The 23,516-nt window shown below is 74.9% G+C and carries 21 protein-coding genes and 1 riboswitch; of the genes, 10 read left to right on the top strand and 11 right to left on the bottom strand.

Annotation, left to right across the window (positions count from 1 at the left end; translation table 11 throughout):
- Positions 1-5: 5 nt before the first annotated feature.
- The 3 genes from ACYP53_RS17175 to rsmH form a co-directional block, all read right to left on the bottom strand.
- The gene (locus ACYP53_RS17175; protein ID WP_459647884.1) at positions 6-2,300 is read right to left on the bottom strand and encodes a peptidoglycan D,D-transpeptidase FtsI family protein; all 2,295 of its coding nucleotides are present in this window, start codon (positions 2,298-2,300) and stop codon (positions 6-8) included.
- Complete coding sequence (locus ACYP53_RS17170; protein ID WP_459647883.1) at positions 2,297-2,812, bottom strand: hypothetical protein; 516 nt, start codon at positions 2,810-2,812, stop codon at positions 2,297-2,299. Before ACYP53_RS17170 ends, ACYP53_RS17175 begins: the two co-directional genes overlap by 4 nt.
- A gap of 157 nt (positions 2,813-2,969) precedes the next feature.
- The gene (rsmH, locus tag ACYP53_RS17165; RefSeq protein ID WP_189915076.1) at positions 2,970-3,944 is read right to left on the bottom strand and encodes a 16S rRNA (cytosine(1402)-N(4))-methyltransferase RsmH; all 975 of its coding nucleotides are present in this window, start codon (positions 3,942-3,944) and stop codon (positions 2,970-2,972) included.
- Between the two features lie 539 nt (positions 3,945-4,483).
- Between rsmH and ACYP53_RS17160 the strand changes: the two genes are divergently transcribed.
- The 4 genes from ACYP53_RS17160 to ACYP53_RS17145 all read left to right on the top strand — a co-directional run bounded on the left by ACYP53_RS17160 (position 4,484) and on the right by ACYP53_RS17145 (position 10,101).
- Complete coding sequence (locus ACYP53_RS17160; protein ID WP_189915078.1) at positions 4,484-5,026, top strand: beta-class carbonic anhydrase; 543 nt, start codon at positions 4,484-4,486, stop codon at positions 5,024-5,026.
- Between the two features lie 269 nt (positions 5,027-5,295).
- The gene (locus ACYP53_RS17155) at positions 5,296-6,342 is read left to right on the top strand and encodes an AAA family ATPase (protein WP_189915080.1); all 1,047 of its coding nucleotides are present in this window, start codon (positions 5,296-5,298) and stop codon (positions 6,340-6,342) included.
- Position 6,343: 1 nt separating this feature from the next.
- Entirely contained in the window at positions 6,344-7,666 is a 1,323-nt protein-coding gene (locus ACYP53_RS17150) for a DUF58 domain-containing protein (protein ID WP_459647882.1), read from the top strand.
- Complete coding sequence (locus ACYP53_RS17145; RefSeq protein ID WP_459647881.1) at positions 7,663-10,101, top strand: transglutaminase family protein; 2,439 nt, start codon at positions 7,663-7,665, stop codon at positions 10,099-10,101. The genes ACYP53_RS17150 and ACYP53_RS17145 overlap by 4 nt, the downstream gene beginning before the upstream one ends.
- Positions 10,102-10,234: 133 nt before the next feature.
- On the opposite strand, the gene ACYP53_RS17140 is transcribed toward ACYP53_RS17145, so the two are convergent.
- The 3 genes from ACYP53_RS17140 to ACYP53_RS17130 all read right to left on the bottom strand — a co-directional run bounded on the left by ACYP53_RS17140 (position 10,235) and on the right by ACYP53_RS17130 (position 12,453).
- Positions 10,235-10,624: a DUF3040 domain-containing protein gene (locus tag ACYP53_RS17140; protein ID WP_189915084.1), complete on the bottom strand. Its 390-nt coding sequence runs from the start codon at positions 10,622-10,624 to the stop codon at positions 10,235-10,237.
- Positions 10,625-11,085: 461 nt separating this feature from the next.
- On the bottom strand, positions 11,086-11,838 hold the full coding sequence (locus ACYP53_RS17135) for a methyltransferase domain-containing protein (protein WP_229928475.1): 753 nt from the start codon (positions 11,836-11,838) through the stop codon (positions 11,086-11,088).
- Between the two features lie 45 nt (positions 11,839-11,883).
- Positions 11,884-12,453 carry an SAV_6107 family HEPN domain-containing protein gene (locus ACYP53_RS17130; RefSeq protein WP_373313698.1) on the bottom strand — a complete coding sequence of 190 codons (570 nt, stop codon included), beginning with the start codon at positions 12,451-12,453 and terminating at the stop codon, positions 11,884-11,886.
- A 621-nt stretch (positions 12,454-13,074) separates the two neighbouring features.
- Here ACYP53_RS17130 and ACYP53_RS17125 point away from each other — a divergent pair.
- Together ACYP53_RS17125 and ACYP53_RS17120 are read left to right on the top strand one after the other, a co-directional pair.
- Positions 13,075-13,695: a DUF4126 domain-containing protein gene (locus tag ACYP53_RS17125; RefSeq protein WP_189915089.1), complete on the top strand. Its 621-nt coding sequence runs from the start codon at positions 13,075-13,077 to the stop codon at positions 13,693-13,695.
- Positions 13,696-13,718: 23 nt separating this feature from the next.
- Entirely contained in the window at positions 13,719-15,212 is a 1,494-nt protein-coding gene (locus ACYP53_RS17120) for a phytoene desaturase family protein (RefSeq protein WP_459647880.1), read from the top strand.
- A 13-nt stretch (positions 15,213-15,225) separates the two neighbouring features.
- Here the strand turns inward: ACYP53_RS17120 and ACYP53_RS17115 are convergent, their stop codons facing one another.
- Positions 15,226-16,089, bottom strand: a complete 864-nt coding sequence (locus ACYP53_RS17115; RefSeq protein ID WP_459647879.1) for a hypothetical protein — start codon at positions 16,087-16,089, stop codon at positions 15,226-15,228.
- 211 nt (positions 16,090-16,300) lie between these two features.
- A complete protein-coding gene (gene metF, locus ACYP53_RS17110) occupies positions 16,301-17,215 on the bottom strand; it encodes a methylenetetrahydrofolate reductase [NAD(P)H] (RefSeq protein ID WP_189915095.1) in 915 nt (304 codons plus the stop codon).
- A 265-nt stretch (positions 17,216-17,480) separates the two neighbouring features.
- On the opposite strand from metF, the gene ACYP53_RS17105 reads away from it, so the two are divergent.
- On the top strand, positions 17,481-18,611 hold the full coding sequence (locus ACYP53_RS17105; RefSeq protein WP_459647878.1) for a polyprenyl synthetase family protein: 1,131 nt from the start codon (positions 17,481-17,483) through the stop codon (positions 18,609-18,611).
- A 72-nt stretch (positions 18,612-18,683) separates the two neighbouring features.
- Here ACYP53_RS17105 and thiE read toward each other — a convergent pair whose 3' ends face one another.
- From thiE to ACYP53_RS17090, 3 genes are read right to left on the bottom strand one after another with little or no spacing between them, the layout of a single operon-like run.
- Complete coding sequence (gene thiE, locus ACYP53_RS17100) at positions 18,684-19,334, bottom strand: thiamine phosphate synthase (RefSeq protein ID WP_189915097.1); 651 nt, start codon at positions 19,332-19,334, stop codon at positions 18,684-18,686.
- On the bottom strand, positions 19,334-19,699 hold the full coding sequence (locus ACYP53_RS17095; RefSeq protein ID WP_189915099.1) for an Rv2175c family DNA-binding protein: 366 nt from the start codon (positions 19,697-19,699) through the stop codon (positions 19,334-19,336). The genes thiE and ACYP53_RS17095 overlap by 1 nt, the downstream gene beginning before the upstream one ends.
- A 42-nt stretch (positions 19,700-19,741) precedes the next feature.
- Complete coding sequence (locus tag ACYP53_RS17090; RefSeq protein WP_459647877.1) at positions 19,742-20,950, bottom strand: NAD(P)/FAD-dependent oxidoreductase; 1,209 nt, start codon at positions 20,948-20,950, stop codon at positions 19,742-19,744.
- A 138-nt stretch (positions 20,951-21,088) separates the two neighbouring features.
- Positions 21,089-21,201: riboswitch (TPP riboswitch) on the top strand.
- Positions 21,202-21,204: 3 nt separating this feature from the next.
- Between ACYP53_RS17090 and thiO the strand changes: the two genes are divergently transcribed.
- The 3 genes from thiO to ACYP53_RS17075 are packed head-to-tail and all read left to right on the top strand — an operon-like array spanning position 21,205 to position 23,457.
- Positions 21,205-22,377: a glycine oxidase ThiO gene (gene thiO, locus ACYP53_RS17085; protein ID WP_459647876.1), complete on the top strand. Its 1,173-nt coding sequence runs from the start codon at positions 21,205-21,207 to the stop codon at positions 22,375-22,377.
- A complete protein-coding gene (gene thiS / locus ACYP53_RS17080; protein WP_189915105.1) occupies positions 22,374-22,658 on the top strand; it encodes a sulfur carrier protein ThiS in 285 nt (94 codons plus the stop codon). The genes thiO and thiS overlap by 4 nt, the downstream gene beginning before the upstream one ends.
- A 1-nt stretch (position 22,659) precedes the next feature.
- On the top strand, positions 22,660-23,457 hold the full coding sequence (locus ACYP53_RS17075; RefSeq protein WP_459647875.1) for a thiazole synthase: 798 nt from the start codon (positions 22,660-22,662) through the stop codon (positions 23,455-23,457).
- The last annotated feature ends 59 nt before the right edge of the window (positions 23,458-23,516 follow it).

Raw genomic sequence — 23,516 nt, 5'->3', positions numbered from 1 at the left:
CTTGCTCACGGCTTCCACTCGACGGGCAGGTTCGGCGCCTGGCTGCCGCTCGGCGGGACCTGCAGGGTCTTCAGGGTGAACTCCATCACCTGCTTGAACACCGGACCGCACAGCTGGCCGCCGAAGTGGCCGTTGACCGGGCCCTGGAGGGTGCAGGAGACGGTGACCCGGGGCGCGTCGGCCGGGGCGAAGCCGATGAAGGAGGCGGTGTAGCCGTCGTAGCCGACGCCGTTGGCCGCCCCCCGGTTGGCCGTTCCGGTCTTGCCGGCGACCCGGTAGCCGGGGATGGCGGCCTTGCCGCCGGTGCCCTGCTCGTCGTCGACGACCGACTCCAGCATCGAGGTGAGGGTCTTGGCGGTCTGCTCGCCGACCACCCGGGTCTGCTCCCCGGGCGGCGTCGGGGTGTACTTGCCGTCCGGGCCGGTGGTCCCCTGGACGATGCTGGGCGCGACCCGCACCCCGCCGTTGGCGATGGTCGAGTAGACCGAGGTGGCCTGCAGCGCGTTCATCTGCAGCGGGCCCTGGCCGAAGGAGATGTTGTACTTCTCCGAGGCGACCAGGTCCTCCGGCTTCTTGAGCATCCCGGCGGTCTCCCCCGGGAAGTTCAGGCCGGTCGGCCGGGCCACGCCGAACTTGCGCATGTAGCCGTCCAGCACCTTGTTGGCCTGGAGCTGGTCGCCGCCGCCGAGGGTCTCGACGGCCTCGATGGTGCCGATGTTGGAGGACTTGGCCAGCACCCCGGCCAGCGTCAGGTACCAGTCCCCGTGCTCGACGTCGTCCTTGAACTGCTGGCCCGCGCGGACCAGCCGGTTGGGCACGGTGACCCTGGTGTCCCAGTTGGCCTTGCCGGAGTCCAGGACGGCGGCCAGGCTCATCAGCTTGGCGGTGCTGCCCGGCTCGTACGCGTCGCCCAGCGCCGGGTTGCCCAGCTGGGCCTGCTTGGACAGGCTCAGGTCGTTGGGGTTGAAGCCGGGCGCGGTGGCCATCGCCAGGACCTGACCGGTCTTCACGTCCTGGACGACGACGTAGCCCTTCTCCGCACCGGAGTTGGCCACCTGGTCGGTGATCGCCCGCTGGGCGGCCCACTGGATGTCCCGGTTGATGGTCAGCTTGACGTCGTCGCCGGGCACCGCCGGGTCCTTCGAGCCGCCCGCGGTGGGCACCAGCCGCCCGCCCGCCTGGGCGTAGCTGCTGTGCCCGTCCTTGCCGGCCAGCTGCTTCTGGAACTGCAGCTCCAGGCCGCCGGCGCCCTCGCCCTCGCCGTTGACGAAGCCGACCAGGTTGGCGGCCAGTCCGTCGGCGGGGTAGACGCGCTTCTGGGTCTCCCGGTTGAACACCCCGGCCAGCGGGTTGGCGCACTCGTTGTCCACCCGGGTGCGCCCGCCCTGGTCGGCGGGCTTGCCGAGCAGCTTCTTCTGGACCTGGCAGGCCCGCGATCCGGCCTGCTTCTCCAGGCCCGACTTGAGGTCGCTGATCTGGTTCTTGGCGGCCGGGGTCTGCTGGGCGGCGAGCCGCTTGTAGCGGGTCTTGGGGGTGTGCAGGTCGGCGGCGATCCGCTCCTTGGGCACGCCGAGGATCGGCGACAGCAGCGCCGCCGCCTGTTCCGGCGCGTCCGGGATGCCGGTCGCCTCCGGGGTGAACATCGCCGGGTCGGCGGTGATGTCGTACGCGTCGACGGTCGCGGCCAGCGCCACGCCGTCGGCGGACGTTATCGAGCCGCGCTCGGCGGTGATCGGGATGTTCAGGTAGCGGTTGGTGTTGGCGTCGGCGGCCAGCGCGTCCGAGTCGACCAGCTGGAGCTGGACCAGACGGCCCGCGAAGACCGAGAACACCAGCGACATCGCCACGGTGATCACCCGCAGCCGGCGCTTCGACTCGGCCAGCTTGAGCGCCTTGGGGCGCTGCGGCGGCCTGGCCTTCGGGCGCGGCCGCACCGCCGCCTGGCCGCGGGCCGGCGGGCGGCCCTCGGGGCGGCGCTGCTGCGGCGTGCGCGGGGCGCTGCGGGAGACGGCGGCCTTGGCGGGCTGCACCTTCGCGGTCGGGGTCTTGGCGGACGGGGCCTTGGCCGAGGGGGACTTCGCCGCGGGCGGCTTGGCGGACTGGCCGCGGACGGGCTGGCCCCGGGTGGGCTGGGGCTTGGCCGACTGTCCCCTGGCCGGCTGTCCCTTGGCCGGTTGTCCCTTGGCCGGCTGGACGCGGCCGGAGGCGGACCGCCCGCTCGGCGCGGCGCCCCTGGGCAGCGGGCGGCGGCCGTTTCCGGAACCGGAGCCCGAACCGGAGGGCTGACGAGGCGTGGTCATCGGCCGGGCCCCCCGTTCGGCGCGGCGGGCGCGGCCGGGTTGAGCTGGATCACCGAGTCACCGGCCGAGGCCGCCGCCGTCGGCGTGGCCGGCGCGGGAGGTGCGGGAGGTGCGGGCGGCGCGGTGGACGGAGCCGCCGACGGAGCCGGCGGCTGGACGGCCGACGGCTGGGCGGCGCTCGGTACGGGCTTGGTGGGCCAGGGCTCGACCGTCGACCGCTTCACCGGCGGGCTGTCCTGCGCCGGTCCGGGCGTGCCGACCACCTTGCCCCCGTTCGGGACGTCCAGGAAGGCCATCCCCCCGGCCGGGACCATGCCCAGCTCGGCGGCCCGCCGGGCCAGCGCGTCCGGGGCCGAGCTCTGGTCGATCTGGTGCTGCAGGCTCTGCTGCTCGTCGGTCGCCACGGTGGTCTGCCGCTGCAGCCGGGACAGCTCGAAGGAGCCCTCGTTGAGCGCGGTGTTCAGCGCCAGCAGGCCGAGCAGCCCCGCCGCGAGCAGGACCACCACCAGCACCGCGAACGGTGTGCGCCCCCGGACCGGCCGCTTCCCCGGCCGAACCGTGATCCGCGCCCTGCCCTGCCCGGGGAGTCCTCCCCGCCCCACCCGGACCTCACCGGCCACCGGCCCCACCGCTCTCCTCCGCCCTTCGGACCCCGCCGGGGCCGGTTCGTCAGCCCCGCTTGCTTCGGTCCCTGATCCTCTCCGCCACCCGCAGCCGTACGGGCGCGGCGCGCCGGTTCTCCTCGATCTCCTCCTCGGTGGCCAGCTCGGCACCGCGGGTGATCAGTTTGAGCCAGGGCTGGTGCTCCTCCGGGATGAACGGCAGCCCCGGCGGGGCCGTGTTGGTCGCCCCGGCGGCGAGGTACTGCTTCACCAGGCGGTCCTCCAGCGACTGGTAGGACATCACCACGATCCGGCCACCGATCGCGAGGACGTCCAGCGCCCCGGGGATCGCCCGGTCCAGGACCTCCAGCTCGCCGTTGACCTCGATCCGCAGCGCCTGGAACGTCCGCTTGGCCGGGTTCCCGCCGGTGCGGCGGGTCGCCGCCGGAATGGAGTTGCGCACCAACTCGACCAGACGCGCGCTGTTGGTGAACGGTTCCTTCTCCCGCTCCCGGAGGATCGCCGAGGCGATCTTCCCGGCGAACCGCTCCTCGCCGTAGACCTTGAGGATCCGGGCCAGGTCGCCGTGGCCGTAGGTGTTCAGCACCTCCGCCGCGCTGATCCCCCGGGTCTGGTCCATCCGCATGTCCAGCGGCGCGTCCTGCGCGTACGCGAAGCCGCGGTCGGCCTCGTCCAGCTGCATCGAGGAGACGCCGAGGTCGAACAGGACGCCGTCCACCCGGTCGATGTCCAGGCGCTCCAGCACCTCGGGGATCTCGTCGTAGACGGCGTGCACCAGGGTCGCCCGGTCGCCGAAGCGGGCCAGCCGCTCGCCGGAGAGCTTCAGCGCCTGCGGGTCGCGGTCCACCGCGACGAGCCGGACCTCGGGGAACTGGGTGAGCAGCGCCTCGCTGTGCCCGCCGAGGCCGAGGGTGGCGTCCACCACCACGGCACCGGGGCGCGAGATCGCCGGAGCCAGTGCGTCCATGCACCGCTGCAGCATCACCGGAACGTGCTTGGGGCCCGGTTCGTTGGTGGTCATGCGCGGCGGCGCCCTTCCTCGGTGCGGAGCAGCCCGACGTCCGGGAGCTGCGACCATTCTCGCCCACCGCCCCCCGGCACGACGAAGCGGCCCGTGGTCCCCGCCCGCTCAGGGGGAAGATCGTGACCGCCCGGCGCCGGGGAAGGTGCGCCAGGTGGGCACGGAGCGGGTGGAGGCCACGGACCGCGTCGACCGGGCCGCACCGGCCGGGAAGGCCCGGTTGACGGGCCCCGACGGGTGTGCTGCACTGCGCCGCAACTCTATCGCCCGGGCCCTTCCAGTCAATGGTCCGCTCCGGCGCACCACCCGGGCGGCGGTACGGATCACCGCAGGTCGCGGCCGTTGGGGTGGCCCCGCGGCGGCCCGATCCGGGGGCCCTCGGACGAGGCCGCGCGCCCCCTCCCCCGCGACCGCGTACGACCCACTCCGGGACCAGGCGGGACAAACCCTCCCGTTGTGGCGATGCACTCGATCACGGCCCCCGGTTCTGTAGCTCCCCGCCCCACCGCGGACACCGGATCGGCACTAACGTCGCCGACATGACAGTGACTCCCGACCGGCCCACGCCGAACGCCGCTGCCGCCCCTGCCGGACCCACCATCATCGACCGCTTCGTCGCGGCCAACCGCGACTACGCGGTGACCTTCCAGGACGGCGGCATGGACGCCCGCCCGGTGCAGAAGATCGCCGTGGTGGCCTGCATGGACGCCCGCCTCGACCTGTTCGCGGCCCTCGGCCTCGAACTCGGCGACGCGCACGTCATCCGCAACGCCGGCGGCGTCGTCACCGACGACACCATCCGGTCCCTGACCATCAGCCAGCGCGCCCTCGGCACCCGCTCGATCGCGCTCATCCACCACACCGGCTGCGGCCTGCTCGGGCTCACCGAGGACTTCCGCCGCGAGCTGGAGCTGGAGGTCGGCCAGCGCCCGCAGTGGGCGGTGGAGGCCTTCGTCGACCTGGACGGCGACGTCCGCCAGTCGATGCAGCGCGTCCGCACCTCCCCCTTCCTGCCGCACACCGACGACGTCCGCGGCTTCGTCTTCGACGTCCACACCGGCCTGCTGCGCGAGATCCACTAGAACACTGGCGCCGCTCCGGGCCGCACGGCTTCCGGCCGGCGGGCGGCTCCCCCTCCATTCGGGATCCGCCGAATGGTGACTTCTGGCCATCCCGCGGGGGAGAATGCGCCTGCCGGTCGGACCCCGAACCACCTGGGGCGGCCCGGCCGCAGGCCGCCTCCCCGACGGCGGATCCACCATCGGAACCGACCCCGGGACGGCCGCGTCAAGCATGGGGTGGGGTCCGGCCTCGGCACGGGGCGGGCACAGGTGCCAGGGAGCGTAAACGGGTGACGAGCTACAACGATCAGGCCGGTCTCGGCGGTCCTGCGGGGGGCGAGCAGAGGACGAACGGGTACCAGCAGGTCGGGCTCCCCGAGCTGGCCGCGGTCGTGGACCGGGTGCGCGGCAACATCGAGAGCGTGATCGAGGGCAAGCCGGAGGCCATCCGGATCGCCCTGACCGTCCTGCTCGCCGAGGGCCACCTGCTGCTGGAGGACGTGCCCGGCGTCGGCAAGACCATGCTGGCCAAGGCGCTCGCCCGGTCGGTCGACTGCACCGTGCGCCGCATCCAGTTCACGCCCGACCTGCTGCCCTCGGACGTCACCGGCACCAACATCTACGACCAGCAGCGGCACGACTTCGAGTTCCGCCCGGGCGCGATCTTCGCCCAGATCGTGGTCGGCGACGAGATCAACCGCGCCTCGCCCAAGACCCAGTCCGCGCTGCTGGAGTCCATGGAGGAGCGCCAGGTCACCATCGACGGCACCAGCTACGAGCTGCCGTCGCCGTTCATGGTCGTGGCCACCCAGAACCCGGTCGAGATGGAGGGCACCTACGCCCTCCCGGAGGCCCAGCGCGACCGCTTCATGGCCCGGATCTCGATCGGCTACCCCAGCCCCGAGGCCGAGCTCGCGATGCTGGACGTGCACTCCGGCGCCAGCCCGCTGGAGGACCTCCAGCCGGTCGCGCACGCCGCCGACATCCTCAAGCTGATCGACCTGGTCCGCACCGTGCACATCGCCGACCCGGTCCGCCGCTACGCCGTCGACCTGGTCGGCGCCACCCGCAACAGCCACGAGCTGCGCCTGGGCGCCTCGCCGCGCGCCACCCTGCACCTGGTCCGGGCCGCCCGCGCCGCCGCCGCGCTGGACGGGCGCGACTACGTCACCCCGGACGACATCCAGCGCCTCGCCGTGCCCGTCCTCGCCCACCGTCTGATGCCGACCGCCGAGACCCAGCTCAGCCGCCGCACCTCCGAGCAGATCGTGGCCGAACTGGTCGCCCGGCTGCCGCTGCCGCGCCCGCAGGGCGGCCCGGCCGTCCGGAGGGGCTGAGGTGGCCGAGTCCGACTCCGCGTCGGGGCTGCGGGCCGGGTTCCGCGGCCTCACCACCCGGGGCCGGTCCTTCCTGGCCGCCGGGCTCACCGCGGTGGTGTGCGCCTACCTGCTCGACCAGGACGCCCTGCTGCGCGTCGGCGTGCTGCTCGCCGCGCTCCCGCTGGTCGCCGTGGCGGTGGTCGCCAACACCCGCTACCGGGTGGCCAGCGGCCGCCGGCTCAGCCCGCGCCGGGCGGTCGCCGGCCAGGAGGCCCGGGTCCACCTGCGGCTCGACAACGTCTCCCGGGTGCCCACCGGGCTGCTGCTCCTGGAGGACAAGGTCCCGTACGTGCTCGGGCCGCGCCCGCGCTTCGTGCTGGACCGGGTCGAGCCGCGCGGCAACCGCGAGGTCTCCTACCGGGTCCGCTCCGACCTGCGCGGGCGCTACCCGCTCGGGCCGCTGCAGCTGCGGCTGTCCGACCCGTTCGGCATGTGCGAGGTGACCCGCGCCTTCACCGCCTCCGACGTCCTCACCGTCGTCCCCCAGGTCCAGGCCCTGCCGTGGGTACGGCTCACCGGCGAGTGGCTCGGCCAGGGCGAGAGCCACAGCCGCTCCCTGGCGCTGGCCGGCGACGACGACGTGATCCTGCGCGAGTACCGGCCCGGCGACGACCTGCGCCGGGTGCACTGGCGCTCCACCGCCAAGTACGGCGAACTGATGGTCCGCCGCGAGGAGCAGCCGCAGAAGGCCCGGGCCACCGTCCTGCTGGACACCCGGGAGATCGGCCACCGGGGCAGCGGCCCCGCCTCCTCCTTCGAGTGGGCGGTCAGCTGCGCCGCGTCCGTCACCGCGCACCTGCTGGAGCGCGGCTACCAGACCCAGCTGCTCACCGACACCGGTCTCGCGGTGCCCGGGCCCGGCGCCGGCGGACGCAGCAGCGCCCCCGACACCTCCGGGCTGATCCTGGACGCCCTCGCGATCGCCGACCTGTCCGACGGCGGCACGCTCTCGCGCGCCGAGGAGCCGCTGCGCACCGGTGGCGAGGGCCTGCTGGTCGCCGTCCTGGGCGAGCTGGACGACACCCAGACCGCCCGGCTCGGCCGGCTGCGCAACCGCACCGGCGGCGCGATCGCCTTCCTCCTGGACACCGGCACCTGGGCCGGCCTGCGGATGCTCGCCCCGAACACCGGCGGCGACGCGTTCCGGGCGAGGGTCCGGCAGCTGCGCGAGGCCGGCTGGACGGTGATCCCGGTCAGCGCCGGCGACTCCCTGCCGGACCTGTGGCGGGCCGTCGAAGGCGTCGGAACGACCGCCCCCAACCGACAGGAGGCCGGCGCGTGACCACCCGGGCCAAACTGACCGTCTACGCGGCGCTGGCCACCGCCCTCGCCTCGCTCTGCATGATGCCGCTGCTGACCACCCGCAGCTGGCTGACCCACGCCGTCCTGGTGATCATCGTCCTCGCCGCGGTCGGCGCCGGTCTGCGCCGCTCCCCGGTGTACCGCTGGACGGTGCCGGTCGGGCAGCTGCTGGCGCTGCTCCTGCTGATGATCATCGGCTTCGCCGGCACCGTGGTGCCCGGGCCGGCCGCGCTGCGGGTCCTGGACCACGTCTTCGCCTCCGGTCTGGACGACATCCAGCAGTACGCCATCCCGGCGCCGCCCACCGCCGGCCTGCGGCTGATCCTGGTGGCCGCGGTCGGCCTGGTCGCCGTCGTGGTGGACACCGTCGCGGTGACCTACCGGCGCTCGGCGCTGGCCGGCCTGCCGCTGCTGGCGCTCTACTCGGTCGGCAACGGCCTGGCCGGGGAGCACGGCAGCTGGTTCTGGTTCGCGGTCGCCGCGGCCGGCTACCTGCTGCTGCTGTTCGCCGAGGGCCAGGACCGGGTCTCCCGCTGGGGCCGGGTCTTCCGCGGCACCAACCGCGGGTCCACGGGCTCCGGCCAGGTCAGCCCGGGCGGCCGGCAGGTCGGCGTGCTGGCCCTGGCCGTGGCGCTGCTGCTCCCGGTCGTCCTGCCGCACTGGGACCTCGGACTGGTGCACTCCGGCTCCGGCGGGAGTTCCGGCAAGGGCACCGGCGGGAGCCTGGCGACCAGCCTCGACCCGCTGGTCAGCCTGGAGGCCGCGATCACCAAGCCCTCCGACGCCGAGCTGCTCAGCTACACCCTGGACAGCGACCTGGCCGACCAGGTCTACCTGCGCACCGGCTCGCTGGACCAGTTCGACGGCACCAGCTGGCGGCTCGGCAGCACCACGGTCAACGACCTGCCGGAGTCGCTGCCCAACCCGGAAGGCCTGCGCAGCGCCAACCTCCCCAGGATCGAGGGCGACTTCCAGGTCAGCAACGGGCTGGAGAAGAGCTGGCTGCCGATGCCCTACCCGGCGGCCTCCGTCCAGGTCCCCAACCGCGGCGAGTGGAAGCTCGACCCGGTGACCCGCACCGTCCTGCCGGCCAACGACAAGGCGATCCGCGGTCTGCGCTACCACGTCAGCGCCCTGGACCTGCGGCCCACCGCCAACGAGCTGCGCCTCGCGCCATCCGCGCCGCAGGACGTCCGGGACCGCTACCTCGCCGTCCCGTCCGACCTGCCGGCCCTGGTCGGCGAGCGGGCCAGGGAGATCACCGGCAACGCGCAGAACGACTACGACCGGGCGATGGCCCTGGTGAACTGGTTCACCGGGCCGGACTTCAAGTACGACACCGCGGTCACCCCGGGCACCGGCAACAACGCCATCGAGGTCTTCCTCCGCGACCGCCGGGGCTTCTGCGTGCACTTCGCCTCCACCATGGCGGCGATGGCCCGGGTGCTGAAGATCCCGGCCCGGGTCGCCGTCGGCTTCACCCCCGGCGACAACAAGGGCGGCAACGTCTACTCGGTGACCGGCCGGATGTACCACGCCTGGCCCGAGCTGTACTTCGCGGGCTACGGCTGGATGCGCTTCGAGCCGACCCCGAGCCGCGGCATCCCGACCCGCTACACCGAGTCGTCCACCGCCCCGACCACCGCGCCGACCCAGCACGCCACCGCGGCCCCGCAGCCCACCACGGCCGCCCCGGCGCCGTCCGCCGGCTCGGACTGCGACGCCAAGCAGCGCCAGCTGGGCGACTGCGGGTCCAAGGGCAAGTCGGCCGCCCACGCCGCCGAGGAGTCCTGGCTGCTGTCCGGGCAGGTGCTCGGCACCCTCGCGGGGGTGGTCGTGCTGATCGCGCTGCTGCTCCTGCCGATGCTCTGGCGCACGGCCGTCCGCCGTCGCCGGCTCGGCGGCGGACGGCGCCGGCCCGGCGGGCCCGGCCCCGCCGACCTGACCGACGCCCAGGTGCTGGCCGCCTGGGACGAGCTGGTGGACTCCGCCTGGGACCTCGGAATTCCCCCGGACGAGTCACGCACCCCGCGCTCGGCCGTACGGCGGATCTCCGAGAAGGCGGCCCTGGACCAGGACTCGGCGGCCGCCGCCGGCCGGCTGGCGCTGGCCACCGAGCGGGTGCTGTACGCCCCGCCCGGCCAGGTCACCACGGCACCGCTGGCCGCCGACGTGCACGCCGCCCGGCGCGGCCTGCGGGCGAGCGCCGGCCGGGCCGGTCGGACCAGGGCGCTGCTGCTGCCGCCGTCCTCGGCGCAGTTGTGGTGGCGGATCTCCGACTCGGCGCGGTCGGCCCGGGCGGCCGTCTCCACCGCGGTGGGCCGGACGGTCGAGGCGGTCTCCGCGCCGGTCCGGCGGGTCGTCACCCGGCGGCCCAAGCCGGCCGGCCGCGAGTCGGACACCAGCGAGTCCTGAGTCCCGGGAGTCCTGGGTCCCGCGACTCAGGACTCGCTCCCGGGCCGGACACGGCAGACGCCGGGGGCGGGCAGTCGATCGACTGCCCGCCCCCGGCGTCTTCGGTCCTTGTCGCGCCGTACCGCCGGACGGCTCAGAAGCCGCCGGTCTGCTCGTCCCGGCGGCGCTGCCAGCGCTGCTCGACCCGGTCCATCATCCCGGCCTTGCGGCGCGCGGCCGCGGCCTGGCGGGGACCGGCACCCTGGCTCGCGGGCCCGCGGCGCCAACCGGTCACGGCGAACACCGCGCAGCCGAGCATCACCAGGAAGCCCACGACGCTGACCCAGATCTGATCCGGGACGACCATGCCGCCCATCAGCAGGCCGATCCCCACCACGAAGCCGGCGACGGCGAGGTAGACCCGCCGACGGGTGTAGGTGCGCAGCCCGGTTCCCTCAAGCGCCGACGCGAATTTGGGATCTTCGGCATACAGCGCTCGCTCCATCTGGTCGAGCAGTCGCTGCTCGTGCTCCGAGAGCGGCACGGAGTCCTCCTACTCGTCGGTCGCGGGTGCGACCGGTCCGCCCACCCCGGTCGGGGAGGCAAGTCCAAATCAGCCATGGGGCACACGGTCGGACGCCCGTGCGGGGGACCCGGCCCGTGTCGTCCATATGCCCCACGCGTCCGGCTGTCATGCTTTCCGGCTTTACCCAGATCATACGGTCCGTGAGCCCGTTCCGGGGTGGTCTGCGCCGCGTGGGACGGGCCACTTCGACCGGGCACGGCCGCACCGGTGTCAACGCGCCACGCACCGGACAAGTGCCCGATCCGGTGGAATCGGTCCGGACCTGGGGAGCTTCGCCCGCGGCGACCGGAAACCGGCCGGCCGACCGGGCCGGGCAACCGGCGGGCGTACGGAACGCCAACCGCCGCCGTACGGTGTGCGAACCGTGCGGCGGCGGAAGGTCTCGCGAAGGCTTCGCGGAGGCTCCGGGGAGCGCCGGCTCAGGCCAGGGTGGCCAGCAGGTGCAGCTGGGTCGCCACCGCGTGGAAGGCGGGCTGCCCGGCGGCGGCCTCCTCCAGCTTCAGCAGCGCGTCCAGCGCGCCCGGCTCGGTGTCCACCAGCACGCCGGGGACCAGGTCGGCGAAGATCCGGACGCCGTGCACCGACTCCACCCGCAGGCCGGCCGCCCCGGCCAGCCGGCTCAGCTCCTCACCGGTGAAGCGGCGCGGCATCGGGTCCTGCTCGCCCCAGCGGCCGTCGGCGGCGGAGAGCACCGTCCGGGCCTCGTTGAAGTGGCCGGCCAGCGCGCGGGCCAGCACGGCGCCGTTGCGGTTGGCGGCCAGCAGGCTGACCAGGCCGCCCTCGCGCAGGGTGCCGGCCAGGCTGCCGAGCGCCTCGGCCGGGTCGTCCACGACCTCCAGGACGCCGTGGCAGAGCACCGCGTCCACGGTGCCGGGGGCGACCAGCTCGGGGAGCGTCTGGGTGTCGCCCTGGACGGCCCGCACCCGGTCGGTCACCCCGGCCTCGGCGGCCCGGCGCTCCAGGGCGAACAGCGCGTCCGGGCTCGGGTCGACCACGGTGACCCGGTGGCCGAGCTTGGCGACCGGCACGGCGAAGTTGCCGGTGCCGCCGCCGGTGTCGACCACGTCGAGCACCGGCTGGTCCAGCTCGGCCGCCCGCTTCTCCAGGGCTGCCCGCACCACCTCCCACACCACGGCGGTACGCAGGGCACTGCGGGGACGCGTCGGGTACACGGTGGGACTCCTTGGCACGTGCAGTTCGATCAGGATGGCTCCACCTTAAGCCTGGGACGCGCCGCCCCGGCCCGGCGGCTCGTCGCCGTCCAGCGGCAGCCGCGGTGCGGGCGGGACCGCCCGCAGACCGAGCAGCCGCTCGACCAGGCGCACGAACAGGGCGGAGTTGCGGATCAGGTCGTCGGCGTCGCGGGCCGAGGCGGCGCCCCGGATCCCGGCCTCGGCGGCGGCCCGGCGGCGGGCGCCCGCGCCGTAGTAGACCGCCCACTCGGCGAGCTCCGGGGCCACCTCGGGCAGCACCTCCCAGGCGCTGCGGATGGCCTTGCGGCGCCGCGGGTCCTTCTCCGGGCGGCCGCGCACCGCCAGGACCGCCGCCACCGTGCGCAGCGCGGCGAGGTGGGCGGTGGCGTAGCGCTCCAGCGGGTCCTCCAGGGCGCGGGCCCGGGCGAGGGTGCGGTGGGCGTCGGAGAGCAGGTCGAGGGCGGCCGGCGGCGCGGCGGTCCGGCGCAGGACCGGGTGGACGTCCCGGCCGGCCGGGCGCGGGCCCGACGGGTCCGGGGTGTGCGGGAGGGCGGCGGAGTGGAGGCGGGCGGTGACGGGCTCAGGGTGGCTGATGGTCATGGTCTCCCCCGTTCCGAGGCAGCGCGCGGACCGGGTGGTCCGTGCCCCTCCATCGTGAACGTCACCACTGACAATCCGTCGGCTCCGGCCGCTCCGCAAGTGCCCCTCGGACGCGAGCCCCTGGAACGGGCGCCCCTGGGAGGCCCCGGGACAGCAAAGCGGCGGCGAGCGCGGGCCCTCCCCCGGACCGCGCCGCCGCCGTGTGCCGTCGCTCCGCCGTTCCCCCCGTGGGCGGCGGTGCGAGCTTCCCCCGTGGCCGGTCTCCCCCCGGCCCGCTCCGCCGCCCCGTGCCGGCGGTGCGGGGACCGTGACCAGCCCCGTCGCGGATCTCCGCCGTCGTCTCCCCCGGCCTGCGCGGCCGACGGGACGGGCGGGATCCGCCACCCGGGCGGGCGGCGCCCGACGCGCTGCCCTCCCGGTGCCACTACTCTCTCGTCTCCGCAGGTCGGAGGCCATCCGCTGATGTACTCAACCGCGGATCTGAGTATCCGTACTCAGTCCTCCCGCGCCGTCCGGCCCGGAACCGGCGCACGGCCCCGCGGCGTCCCGGCTCCCGGTACGGTACGGCGTGGCCGGGCGGAACCCGGCCGGGTTGCACGAGGAGGGGGAGACCGCATGACGATCCTGCCGCTGATCTTCACCAGCGGACTGGCCAGCGGCATCAACGCGTACGCGGTGGTGCTGCTGCTCGGGCTGCTGGGCCGGTTCGCCGGCGCGGAGTCGGTGCCGCACGCGCTGGAGCGCACGGACGTGCTGATCGTGGCCGCCGTGCTGTTCGCGGTGGAGGCGGTGGCCGACAAGATCCCGTACGTGGACAGCGTCTGGGACGTCGTGCACACCGTGATCCGGCCGATCGCCGGCGCCACCGTGGGCGTGCTGATCGCGAGCAACGACCCCGGCTCGCTGAGCGAGGTCGCGGCCGGCGCGATGGGCGGGACCACGGCACTGGTCAGCCACCTGGTGAAGGCCTCGCTGCGGATGGCCGTCAACACCTCCCCCGAGCCGGCCAGCAACATCGTGGTCAGCATGGCGGAGGACCTGTCGGTGGCCGGCCTGGTCACCCTGGCGATCTTCCACCCGTGGCTGGCCGCCTCGGTCGCCGCCACGGTGCTGGCCGTCGGCCTGCTGCTGGTCTGGCTGGCGATCAGCAAGATCCGCGCCTTCCGGGCCCGCCGCCGCGAGCGCAGGGCGGCCCGGGCCGCGGAGCCCGCCTACGCCCGTCAGCCGGGGGTCTGACCCACACCCTAGGATCGGGTGCCATGGCACGGATCGTCATCATCGGCGCAGGAATGAGCGGGCTCGCGGCGGCCTCCCGGCTGGCGACCCTCGGGCACCGGGTGACGGTCTGCGAGGCGAGCGGTACGTACGGGGGCATGGTCGGCCGCCACGAGCGGGACGGCTTCGCCTTCGACACCGGGCCCGGGCTGCTCGCCCTGCCCGCGGTCTACCGCGACCTCGCGCTGAAGACCGGCAAGGAGCCGCTGGAGCAGCTGGTCGAGCTGGCCCCGGTCGAACCGGAGAGCCGGCACCTCTTCCCCGACGGCACCGCCGTCACCCTGCCCAACGCCTCCCGCGGCGGCGTCGGCCAGGCCCTGGACGCCGCCTTCGGGGCCGGCTCGGGCGCCCGCTGGAGCGCGGTGATGAACCACGGCCGGACGGTCTGGGAGGCCACCCGCCGCCCGCTGCTGGAGGAGCCGCTCCCCGCCGACCGGGCGTTCCTGGGCACCGACCCGTACCCCGTGCCCCCGCGCACCGGCCTGGCCCGGCTGCGCCGTGCCGCGCCGTGGACCCTGCGGGACGTGGCGCTGCGGCAGCTGGACGGCCACCCCGGGCTCACCGCCCTGCTGTTCGAGTCCGCGCTCCGGTACGGCTTCGCCCCGGGCCGGGCCCCCGCCGGGGCCACCGTGCTGCCGTACATGGAGCAGTCCTTCGGCGTCTGGTACGTCCGGGGCGGCCTGCGGGCCCTGGCGGAGGCGGTGTACCGGCGCTGCGAGCTGCGCAAGGTCGACTTCCGCTTCGACACGCCCGTCACCCGGGTCGTGGTCGAGGACGGCCGGGCGCGCGGCGTCGAGACGGCGGGCGGCCGGATCCCGGCGGACCTGGTGCTCTCGGCGATGGACGCCGGCGCGCTGTTCGGCCGGGGACTGGCCGACTGGCCCGGGAAGCCGGCCGCCGGGTGGCGGCCGTCCGGGGCGCCCGGCCGGTTCGTCCTGCTGCTGGCCCTGCGCGGCCCCCGGCCGGAGGGCACCGCGCACCGCACGGTGGTGCACGCGGCGGACCCGGCCGCCGAGGAGCGGGCGCTGACCGGCGCCGGCCCGCTCTGCGAGCGCCCGACCGTGCAGGTGCTGCGCCCGGACGACCCCGCGCTGCGTCCCGACGCGGCGCACGAGAGCGTGGTGCTGACCGTGACCGTCCCGGCCCGCGGCGAGGTCGACTGGAGCGCCCCCGGCGTCGCCGACCGGTACGCCGACCGGGTGCTCGCCCACGTCGACGCGGCCGGTCTGGGCCTGCGCGAGCGGGTGCTGTGGCGGGTGGTGCGCACCCCGGAGGACACCCGCCGGGAGACCGGCGCCCCGGACGGCTCGGTGGCCCTGCCCGTCCTCGCCGGCGCCGACGGCGAATGGCTGAAGACCGCCAACGAGACGCCCGTCCCGGGCCTCTACCTGATCGGCGGCACCGCCCACCCGGGCGGCGGCCTCGCCCGGGTCGGCATGTCGGCCTGCATCGCGGCCGCCCTGGTGGGACCGGCCTGAGGACCCGGCCGGGTCAGCCCTGGTGCCAGGTGTTCTGCTGCTGGTAGCCGTAGGTCTGGTCGTACGTCGGCTGCTGCGGGATGCCCTGGGTCTGCGGGTCCGGCTGGGGCTGCCACTGCTGCTGCTGCTGGACGTTCGGGTCCCAGGCCTGGTGCTGCTGCTGGTAGCCGGCGTACTGGTCCTGGTGCCCCTGCTGCTGGTAGCCGCCGTAGGGGTCCTGCTGCTGCGGGTCCTGCTGCTGGGGGTAGGCGCCGTAGGCCTGGTCGTAGGCGTACGCGGGCTGCTGCTGGGTCTGCCACTGCTGCTGGTCGTAGCCGCCCTGGTAGGCGCCGGCGTACGGGTCCTGGACCTGCTGCTGCGGCTGCTGCTCGTAGTACCCGGGGGCGTAGACGCCGTCCTGGGCGAGTTCCCGCATCTCGAAGGCGGCGGTCTGCTCGACCTCCGGCGCCTCGTCCGGCACCGGCAGCGGCGCGGGCTCGAAGGCCGGGGGCTCCTCGACGGCGCTGACCTCGCCGACCCGCTCCTCGGCGACCGCGACGGCCGCCACCGCGGCCCCGCCGCCGGTGAGCGCGCCGAGCAGCGGCACCTTGGCGAGCGGGCCGGGCAGGCTGCCGTCGGCGTTCCGCAGGGACCAGCCGTTCCGGTAGCCGCGCTTGACCGAGAGCGTGACGAAGGCCTGGCCGACCGCGAACAGCGCCGCGCCGAGGCCGATCACCACGACCGATTCGAGGCTCATCCCGGCGGCCACGCCCAGGAAGCCGGTCAGGGCCAGCACCCGCCAGTGCAGCGGCGCCCGGTTCTGCAGCAGCACCTCGGCCAGCAGCCAGAGCGCCACCACCGCCAACGCGGCGTACAGCAGCAGGTATCCGATGCCCATCCGCCCGCTACCTCCAGTCGCGTGCCCGCGCGTCCAAGCCGCGCGTGTGCGGCGACTGTACCGGTTCAACGGCCGGGGTACCGCATCGCGTTCCCACGGCGCCCGGACCCGGCCGCACACGACCGAGCCCGCCACCGTCGGTACGGTGACGGGCCCGTGAACGGCCGCCGTCGGCGGGGCTTCGACCCGGCCCGGAAGGGGACCGGGCCGGTCAGCGCCGGTGCAGCCCGAGGTTCTGGTAGATCTCCAGCGTCGCCGTCGAGTGGTTGAGCGTGATGAAGTGCAGACCGGGCGCGCCCTCGGCGAGGAGGCGTTCGGCCATCGCCGTGGCGTGCTCCATGCCGACGGCCCGCAGCGCCGCCGGGTCGTCGATGGCCGCCCGCAGGCGGGCCTCCAGGTCGGCGGGGAAGGGCGAGCCGCTGAGCTGCGGGAAGCGCTCCAGCTGCTTGGCGTTGGTGACCGGCATGATCTCCGGGATGATCGGCGTCTCGCAGCCGGCGGCGGTCACCCGGTCGCGCAGCCGCAGGTAGTCGTCGACCTCGAAGAACATCTGGGTGATCGCGTAGTCGGCGCCGGAGCGGATCTTCGCGACGAAGTGCCGGATGTCCTCGTCCCAGTCCGTCGACCGCGGGTGCATGTTCGGCGAGGCCGCGACGCCGACGCAGAAGTCGCCGATGCCCTTGATCAGCTCCACCAGCTCGTAGGCGTAGGTGACGCCCTCGGGGTGGCTGACCCACTCGCCCATCGGGTCGCCAGGCGGGTCGCCCCGGACCGCGAGGACGTTGCGCACGCCCTGGTCGGCGTACTGGCCGATGATGTTGCGCAGCTCGGCGATCGAGTGGTCGACGGCGGTCAGGTGGGCGACCGGGGTCAGCGTGGTCTCGGTCGCGATCCGGCCGACCATGTTGACCGTGCGCTCACGCGAGGAGCCGCCGGCGCCGTACGTCATGCAGACGAAGTTGGGGTCGAGCGGTTCGAGTCGGCGGATGGCGTCCCAGAGCTTCTGCTCGCCGGCCTCGGTGCGCGGCGGCATGAACTCGAAGGAGAAGGAGCGCTTGCCGGCCGCCAGGAGATCGCGGACCGTCAGTGCGCGATCCGTTCTCGTGGATGCGATACCGAGTGCCATATCGGCAGGCTATCCGGCCTTGGAGGAGGCCGGACATCCCGGTTCCACGGATTGAGACAAAAGATGGACGACATTCCGGTTGGTCCGGGGCAACTCCCGGGCAACTCCCGGGCATCTCCGCGGCAACCGCCCAGCAACTGTCCGCCACTCCCTGGCGCCGCCCCGGCGCGCCGGCCCCGCGAGCCACCCCCGGGGCCGCTCGCACGCCCGTTCCCAGTCGCCCCGCTACGCTTGCCACACCCCAGAGAACCAGCGGAGCCCCATCGTGATCTCGTCCAGCACCCGGCCGGCCAACCCCATTGACGTGGAGGACGTCCGCACACGCGTCAACGCCGCGCTCGCCGCGTTCATGGACGGCCAGTCCGCGCTGCTCGGAAGGATCTCGCCCCAGCTGGGCCCCGCCTCCGACGCGCTGCGCGACTTCCTGCTGGACGGCGGCAAGCGGCTGCGCCCGGCCTTCTGCTACTGGGGCTGGCGCGCCGCCGGCGGCCCGGCCGACGGCTCCGGGGCCGACGGCTCCGGGGGCGACGGCATCGCCAACGCGGCCGCCGCCCTGGAGCTGCTCCAGGCGAGCGCCCTGGTGCACGACGACCTGATGGACCGCAGCGACACCCGCCGCGGCCTGCCCTCGGTCCACCGTCGCTTCGAGGCCCTGCACCGGGACAGCGGCTGGCGCGGCGACCGCGAGCAGTACGGCGCCTCGGCCGCCGTCCTGCTCGGCGACCTGCTGCTGATCTGGTGCGACGAGCTGTTCCTGCGCTCGGGCCTGGAGCCGGCCGCCGTCCTGGCCGCCAAGCCGGTGTTCGACCTGATGCGCACCGAGGTCATGCTCGGCCAGTACCTGGACGTGCTGGAGCCGGTGGCCGGCGACTCGACGGACGAGGGCGCGCTGGACCGGGCGCGGACCGTGCTGCACTACAAGTCCGCGAAGTACACGATCGAGCGACCGCTGCAGGTCGGCGCGCTGCTCGCCGGAGCCGGCCCCGAGCTGGTCGAGGCCCTCGGGGCGTTCGGGCTGCCGCTGGGCGAGGCCTTCCAGCTGCGCGACGACCTGCTCGGCGTCTTCGGTGACCCGGCCGTCACCGGCAAGCCCGCCGGGGACGACCTGCGCGAGGGCAAGCGCACCCTGCTGGTCGCGCACGCGATGCGCGGCCTGCCCGCCGCCGACGCCCGGCACCTGGACGAGCGGCTCGGCGCGCCGGACCTGGCGCCCGAGGAGGTCGCCGGACTGCGCGGGCTGGTCGCCCGCAGCGGCGCCCCCGAGCTGGTGGAGCACCGGATCGAGGAGCTGATGCGGCAGTCGCTGGCCGCGCTGGCGGCGGCGCCGCTGGCCGACGAGCGGGCCCGCGAGGTGCTGCTGGCACTGGCCGAGGCCGCCACCGTCCGCAAGTACTGAGGGACGGCGGCGGCCCGGGGCCAGGCGGCCTGGAGTTCAGGCGGCCCGGAGGGGGCAGTCAGCCCTGGGCGGTCAGCTGGACCGCACCCGGCGGGACAGCTCGGCGGCGGCCGCCCGCGGGTCCTCCGCGGCGGTGATGGCCCGGACCACGACGATCCGGCGGGCACCGGCGGCCAGCACCTCGTCCACGTTGCCGAGGTCGATCCCGCCGATCGCGAACCACGGCCGGTCGGTGACCTGCTTCGCCGCGTACGAGACCAGGCCGAGGCCCGGCGCCGGGCGGCCCGGCTTGGTCGGGGTCGGCCACACCGGGCCGGTGCAGAAGTAGTCCACGCCCGGCTCGGCGACCGCCGCGTCCACCTCGGACTCGGCGTGGCAGGACCGGCCGATCAGCACGTCCTCGCCCAGGATCGCCCGGGCGGCCGGGACCGGCAGGTCGTCCTGGCCGAGGTGCAGCACGTCCGGCCGGGCCGCGTGGGCGACGTCGGCGCGGTCGTTGACGGAGAGCAGCTTGCCGTGCCGGCGGCAGGCGTCGGCGAAGACCTCCAGGGCCGCCAGCTCCTGCTTGGCTTCCAGGCCCTTGTCGCGCAGCTGGACGATGTCCACGCCGCCCGCCAGCGCCGCGTCGAGGAACTCGGCGAGGTCGCCCTGCTCCCGCCTGGCGTCGGTGCACAGGTAGAGGCGCGCGTCCGCCAGGCGGGCGCGCAGGGTGTCCGCCGCCATCAGATCAGCATCGCCTGGGCACGGCGCTTCACCTCGGTACCGCGGTTCTCCCGCAGTGCCTGGATCGGGCTGCCGGGCAGCGACGGGTCCTCGGTGAAGAGCCACTCCAGGATCTCCACGTCGTTGTACCCGCAGTCGCGCAGCACGGTCAGGGTGCCGGACAGGTGCTTGACCAGGCCCGGGCCGTCGATGAACGCCGCAGGGACCTGCAGCGACTTGTTCGGGCCGCGCCGGACGGCGATCAGGCCGCCGTTCTTGACCAGGTCACGTACCTCGGTGACCCGGACCCCCCACTGCTCCGAGATGTCGGGGAGGTACATCCAGTCGGTGACCAGGGCTTCAATCTTGCTTTCGATCTCGCTCACGCCACCAGACTGCCACCTCCGCGGCCCGTCGCGCACCAGCCGCTACCCCGCGACCGCCGACTTCAGCGGCACCGCCGGGTCCGCGGCGAGGACCGGATCCAGCGCCGCACCCCGCTCGACCAGCTTCCGCCCCTGGGTGAGGTCGCGCGGCCGGTCCACCGTCAGCAGGGCGCTCGGCACCCCGGCGCGCAGCCAGAGCACCGTCCAGGAGGCGTCCCGCGGGCCGCCGCGCCACAGGAGCTCGTCGCCCTCGGCGTGCCGGCCCGCGTACTGGACCATCCGCCCGAACTGCTCCGACCAGAAGTACGGCACCGGGTCGTACGGCGGCGCGTCCGCGCCGAGGACGGCGGCGGCCACCGCGTCGCCGGACTGCAGCGCGTGGTCCCAGTGCTGGACGGCCAGCCGGCCGCCGGCCCGGGCCGAGGGGTAGCTGACGCAGTCGCCCGCCGCGAAGACGCCGGGCAGGGCGGTGCGCAGCCGCGCGTCCACCACGACGGCGCCGGTCCCGTCCAGCTCCACGCCGGAGCCGGCCAGCCACCCGGTCGCGGGCCGGGCACCGATGCCGACCACCACCTCGTCGGCGGGCAGGTGCGAGCCGTCCGCCAGCAGCACCGCGCCCGGCTCGACGGCGGCCACCCCGACCCCGCAGCGCAGGTCCACGCCCGCCTCCGCGTACCAGGCCGCCATCGCCGAGCCGACCGCGCTCGGCAGCGCGCCCGGCAGCGGCGCCGGGCCCGCCTCGACCACGGTCACCTCGCAGCCCGCCTGGCGCGCGGCGGTGGACACCTCGGCGCCGATCCAGCCCGCGCCGACCAGCACCAGCCGCAGACCGGGGCGCAGCAGCGCGCGCAGCGCCAGCGCGTCGTCCAGGGTGTGCAGCAGGTGCGCCCGCTCGGCGCCGGGCAGGGCGCGGGGCACGGCGCCGGTGGCGATCACCAGCGAGTCGTACGGGAGGTCGCCGCCGTCGGTGTGCAGCACGCCGGGGGTGAGGCCGGTGGCCCGGCGGCCGGTGAGGACCTCGATGCCCAGGTGCGCGTAGTCGATGTCCAGCGTGGTGCTGTCGCTCTTGCCGAGCAGCACGTCCTTGGAGAGCGGCGGCCGGTCGTACGGCGCGTGCGGCTCCTCGCCGACCAGCGTGATCCGCCCCCGCCACCCGCCCTGCCGCAGCTTCAGGGCGCACTGCGCCCCGGCCAGCCCGGCCCCGACGACGACCACCCGATCCGTTCCGCTCAGCTCTGCCACGCCCGTCACTGTACTCAGCGGCACGGCGCCGCCCGGGAGCCGTCCACCCGTCGTACGGGCCTTCGCTCACACCCGGGCCCCCGCCGACCTCCCCCTGTCCACCCCTCGTACGGCCTTCGGCCGCACCGCGCCCCGGCGTTATGGTGGGGGCACCATCACGGGAGCCCGGCGAACCGGGCTGAGAGGCGGGCTGGCACGGCCTGCGACCGTCCGAACCTGATCCGGGTCATACCGGCGAAGGGAGAGGAGCGGCTTTGACACGCTTGTCATCAACCGCCCGTGCCGACGTCCTGGTGATCGGCGGAGGCGTCATCGGCCTCGCCGTCGCCTGGCGGGCGGCGCAGCGCGGGCTGCGGACCGCCGTGGTCGACCCGTCCCCCGGCGGCGGCGCCGGCCGGGTCGCGGCCGGGATGCTCGCCCCGGTCACCGAACTCCAGTACGGCGAGGAGCCGCTGCTGCGCCTCGGCATGGCCTCCAACGAGCGGTACGCGGACTTCGCCGCCGAGCTCACCGGGGCGAGCGGCGGCCAGGACACCGGATACCGCCGGTGCGGCACGGTCGCCGTCGCGCTGGACTCCGACGACCGCGAGGAACTGCGCGAACTGCACGCCTTCCACCGCCGACTGGGCCTGGAATCGACCTGGCTGACCGGCCGGGAGGCCCGCAAGCTGGAGCCGATGCTCGCCCCCGGGGTGCGCGGCGGCCTGCACGTCGCGGACGACCACCAGGTGGACGGCCGCCGGCTGCTCACCGCGCTGCTCCAGGCCTGCGAGAACGCCGGGGTCCTGGTCCACCGCGCCGAGGCGGTGGAGCTGCTGGTCGAGGGCGACCGCGCGGTCGGCGCCCGGCTGAGCACCCACGAGACCCTGGCCGCCGGGCAGGTCGTGCTCGCCGCCGGCCCGCACAGCCACCGGCTGGCCGGGCTGCCCGAGGGCGTGCTGCCCGCGATCCGACCGGTGAAGGGGCAGGTCCTGCGCCTGCGGGTGCCCGACGCCTACCGGCCGTTCCTCTCCCGCAACGTCCGCGCCGTGGTGCGCGGTCAGCACATCTACCTGGTGCCCCGGGAGAACGGCGAGCTGGTGATCGGCGCGACCACCGAGGAGCAGGGCTACGACACCACCGTCACCGCCGGCGGGGTGTACGAACTCCTGCGTGACGCCCATGAGTTGGTCCCCGGCCTGACCGAACTCCCGCTGCTGGAGACCTCGGCGGGCCTGCGCCCCGGCTCCCCCGACAACGCACCGCTGCTCGGCCCGACGGCGCTGCCCGGGCTGGTCGCCGCGACCGGCCACTACCGCAACGGCGTCCTGCTCACCCCGGTGACCGCCGATCTGGTCGCCGAGTACCTCGCCACCGGCGAACTCCCCGAACTGGCACAGCCGTTCACCCCCACCCGGTTCTCCCCCGCCCGCTCCACCACGAAGGCCCTGGCATGACCGAGAGCACACCGCACGACACCGCACCGCACAACACCCCGCCGCACGGCACCGCAACGGCCGACACCGCCCCCGCCGAGATAGCGCTGACCGTCAACGGCCGCCCCCGCGCGGTCGCCGCCACGGCGACCCTCGCCGAGGTGGTGGCCACCGTGAGCCGGGCCAACACCGGTGTCGCCGCCGCGCTCAACGAGGCCGTGGTGCCCCGTGGTTCGTGGTCCGGGACCCGGCTGAGCGCGGGCGACCGGGTCGAGATCCTCACCGCCGTCCAGGGAGGCTGAGATGGCCGACGACCTGCTCACCATCGCCGGGACTGCCTTCTCCTCCCGGCTGATCATGGGCACCGGCGGCGCGCCGAGCCTGGAGGTCCTGGAGCGCGCGCTGCTCGCCTCCGGAACCGAGCTGACCACGGTCGCGATGCGCCGGGTCGACGCCACCACCCAGGGCTCCGTCCTGGACGTGCTGACCCGCAACGGCATCCGCGTCCTGCCCAACACCGCCGGCTGCTTCACCGCCGGCGAGGCCGTGCTGACCGCCCGGCTGGCCCGCGAGGCGCTCGGCACCGACTGGGTGAAGCTGGAGGTGATCGCCGACGAACGGACCCTCCTGCCGGACCCGATCGAGCTGCTGGACGCCGCCGAGACCCTGGTCGACGACGGCTTCACGGTGCTGCCGTACACCAACGACGACCCGGTGCTGGCCCGGAAGCTGGAAGACGTCGGCTGCGCCGCGATCATGCCGCTGGGCTCGCCGATCGGCTCCGGTCTCGGCATCCGCAACCCGCACAACTTCCAGCTGATCGTGGAGAGCGCGGGCGTCCCGGTGATCCTGGACGCGGGCGCCGGCACCGCCTCCGACGTCGCGCTCGCGATGGAACTGGGCTGCGCCGCGGTGATGCTGGCCTCCGCGGTGACCAGGGCCCAGGAGCCGGTGCTGATGGCCGAGGCGATGCGGCACGCCGCCGAGGCGGGCCGGCTGGCCCACCGGGCCGGCCGCATCCCGCGCCGCTTCCACGCCGAGGCCTCCTCCGCGATGGCCGGCCGGGCCGACCTGGACACCCGCGAACGACCGGCGTTCTGACCCGTTTCCGACCGCGCTCCGACGTGTCACAACCCGGGCACAGCCGGGCCCTGAGGCGG

This window comes from Kitasatospora sp. Ki12 (assembly GCF_054601375.1).
The sequence above is the reverse complement of the archived record's forward strand: the minus strand, read 5'-3'. Positions and strand labels throughout refer to the sequence as shown.

Excerpts from the sequence above, each read along its gene's own strand:
- ACYP53_RS17175 (WP_459647884.1), bottom strand. The coding sequence starts at position 2,300 with ATGACCACGCCTCGTCAGCCCTCCGGTTCGGGCTCCGGTTCCGGAAAC.
- rsmH (WP_189915076.1), bottom strand. The coding sequence starts at position 3,944 with ATGACCACCAACGAACCGGGCCCCAAGCACGTTCCGGTGATGCTGCAG.
- ACYP53_RS17160 (WP_189915078.1), top strand. The coding sequence starts at position 4,484 with ATGACAGTGACTCCCGACCGGCCCACGCCGAACGCCGCTGCCGCCCCT.
- ACYP53_RS17125 (WP_189915089.1), top strand. The coding sequence starts at position 13,075 with ATGACGATCCTGCCGCTGATCTTCACCAGCGGACTGGCCAGCGGCATC.
- ACYP53_RS17120 (WP_459647880.1), top strand. The coding sequence starts at position 13,719 with ATGGCACGGATCGTCATCATCGGCGCAGGAATGAGCGGGCTCGCGGCG.
- ACYP53_RS17115 (WP_459647879.1), bottom strand. The coding sequence starts at position 16,089 with ATGGGCATCGGATACCTGCTGCTGTACGCCGCGTTGGCGGTGGTGGCG.
- metF (WP_189915095.1), bottom strand. The coding sequence starts at position 17,215 with ATGGCACTCGGTATCGCATCCACGAGAACGGATCGCGCACTGACGGTC.
- thiE (WP_189915097.1), bottom strand. The coding sequence starts at position 19,334 with ATGGCGGCGGACACCCTGCGCGCCCGCCTGGCGGACGCGCGCCTCTAC.
- thiS (WP_189915105.1), top strand. The coding sequence starts at position 22,374 with ATGACCGAGAGCACACCGCACGACACCGCACCGCACAACACCCCGCCG.
- ACYP53_RS17075 (WP_459647875.1), top strand. The coding sequence starts at position 22,660 with ATGGCCGACGACCTGCTCACCATCGCCGGGACTGCCTTCTCCTCCCGG.